At 42.8% G+C, this 2,581-nt stretch carries 3 protein-coding genes; all 3 read left to right on the top strand.

Annotated elements, in window-relative coordinates:
* Window positions 1–250, top strand: a 250-nt coding sequence (locus LHW48_06450; GenBank protein MCB5260099.1) for a DUF1819 family protein, incomplete at its 5' end; no start/stop codon positions are given.
* A 1-nt stretch (window position 251) separates the two neighbouring features.
* Window positions 252–860: a DUF1788 domain-containing protein gene (locus tag LHW48_06445; protein ID MCB5260098.1), complete on the top strand. Its 609-nt coding sequence runs from the start codon at window positions 252–254 to the stop codon at window positions 858–860.
* 15 nt (window positions 861–875) lie between these two features.
* Window positions 876–2,581 (top strand): BREX system P-loop protein BrxC (gene brxC / locus LHW48_06440; protein ID MCB5260097.1); only part of this gene is annotated, 1,706 nt, incomplete at its 3' end.

The raw sequence follows: 2,581 nt of genomic DNA, 5'->3' as shown, positions 1-2,581 counted from the left end.
GGTCACTATCTCTGACTTCAATCTCTATTACAACACCAAGGCAGAACTCCACGAAAAATTGGCAGGCATCGCTGAGGGAAGCAGAAAAAAGCTTCAGACCAATCTATTCAGAATGCTGGTTAGCTCTGGGATCACTGATTCGGAGATGAAACTGCGGCTGTTGATCGTGAGTCCCAGAGTGCGAGAACTGATCATCAAGGAAGGGGTTCTTACTCCTGCTATCTTTCCTTCTGTGGTAATGGGTTACTGATATGGCTATCATCAACGAGAATCACGATCCCCACGTGCGTTTTGAGCATCTGCTCAAACTCATGTGCAGCAGAAAGTTCCTGGATATGACCGGACCTTCGAACGATATACCCTATTACATCTGCCCTTTTCGGGTAGAGGAAACCACTCAGATGTATCAGCATATCGGACAGCTTATAAATGCTCTGGAACTCAAGCAAATCAAAGTATTGGACATTAACCTGTATCGGCTTTGCATTGAGCACTTTAGCGCTCTTGGAGTGCTGGATGGATTTATTGCTGATGAAACCAAGACACCCAGAAACACATTCTTCAATTCGATTTCAGGTTTAACTGATCTCAGGGAGTTCATAGCCCCATTGATAATAAATTTGATAAAAAGAGTGATGCCAGACATCATCTTTATCACTGGGGTTGGAGAAGTCTATCCCTATTTACGAACACATAAGTTACTTTCCACTCTGGAGAGCAAGTTTACTGAGAAGCCACTGGTTCTATTCTTTCCGGGCAAGTATGAAACCGACAACGTGAAGGGTTCTAACCTGACCTTATTCGGCATCCTAGACGATAGATATTACCGGGCTTTTAACATTTACCACTGCGAACCGTAGTTTTAAGGAGAGAGAATGCAGATCAAGAACTTATTTCAAAAGGATATAGAGCGCAAGATCGCCGGGGTCATCATGGCTAATGATGATCGCAATTTACAAACAGAGATAGACGAGTATGTACTAACAGGTGAAATAAAATCTGAACTTGATAAGTTGCTGCAGTCCTACATTAGTCTTGATAAGTTGCCCGGAGCCTGGATCTCTGGTTTTTTTGGAACCGGAAAATCCCACTTGCTAAAGATGATTTCTCTACTTTTAGAAGGCTGGCATCATGATGATTTTCATATTGCTGACGCTATGGCGCAAAAGTGCGAAGATGATCAAATCCTGAAAGCAAACATCGGTAAAGTTAGATCTATACCTGCCCAAAGTATCCTTTTCAACATAGACCAATTGGCTGATACAGGATCACCCAAGGATAATGATGCAGTAGTGAGTGTCTTCGTAAAGGTTTTCAATGAAGCCTGCGGCTACTATGGTAAGCACGCCTATATTGCCAAGTTTGAACGTGATTTGGATCGACAAGGGCTCTTAGCAGCATTCAAAACGGAGTATTATAAAGTATCTGGAAAAGACTGGACGATAGGACGGGCAATGGCCGAAATGGAGGACCATAACGTATCCAAGGCTTATACAAATATTACTGGGGCCGCAGAAGGAAGCATTAAATCTCTGTTGAGAGACTACTCCCATAATTACAAAGTATCTATAGCAGAGTTTGCCCAGGATGTTGCTACATACATCGAAAGCAAGGGAAAGGATTTTCGACTGATTTTTTGCGTGGATGAAGTTGGTCAATTCATAGCAGATAACACCAAATTGATGCTCAATCTGCAAACTATTTCTGAAAGCTTCGATAAATACTGCCAGAAAAAAGCTTGGATAATAGTCACATCTCAATCAGATCTTGAATCCGTACTTGGTCACTTGAAACAACTCCAAAGCACAGAGTATGGCAGAATTCTGGCAAGGTTTCCCATACCGATCAACCTCACGGAGAAAAACGTGGGGGAAGTTATCCAGAAAAGACTGCTCCAGAAGACAGCAGAGGGTGAGACTCCCTTATTGAAGCTATATCACAAACATGAGAACAACTTAGCTACTCTATTCCATTTCGCTGATGGATCAAAAAGCTACCCTAGGTATAGAGATTCCGAAGATTTTATCAAGTCTTATCCATTCATTCCTTACCAGTCGTATTTGTTACAGGCGGCATTCATCTCTCTTTCTGACCATGATGCATTCCCCGGCAAATACACATCTGTGGGCGCTCGAAGTCTGTTAACAATTTTCCAGCAAGTGCTTATCAAAATATCCGACAAAGAGATAGGTGGTTTGGCGAGCTTTGACCTCATGTATGAAGGCATAAAGCCAATGATAAAGACTTACTTGCTGAACACCATCCAACTCGCTGAAGCAGCATTGGATAACGACTTTGCCCTTCGAATCCTGAAAACCCTGTTTATCCTCAAATACGTAAAGGACTTCAAAGCTACCATCCGCAATATCCGCATCCTGCTTCTGGAAGACCTGCAAACAGATCCAGAAACCTTGAATGAAAAAATCAAGCAAGCCCTTGACTTACTGGAGCGTGAGACCTACATTGAACGTAACGGAGAGGAGTATTCCTACCTTACCAGTGACGAGAAGACCATTGAACAGCAGATCAAAAACACACAGATCGAGGATTCCGCGATCTCGGATGAACTCGAGAAGCTGAT

It is taken from the genome of Candidatus Cloacimonadota bacterium, assembly GCA_020532355.1.
Taxonomy (GTDB): Bacteria; Cloacimonadota; Cloacimonadia; order Cloacimonadales; family Cloacimonadaceae; genus UBA5456.
Note: the sequence above shows the minus strand (reverse complement) of the source record. Positions and strands in the feature narration are given on the sequence as shown.

Bases quoted from the DNA above. Each gene is read 5' to 3' on its own strand.
- LHW48_06445 (MCB5260098.1), top strand. From the start codon at position 252: ATGGCTATCATCAACGAGAATCACGATCCCCACGTGCGTTTTGAGCAT.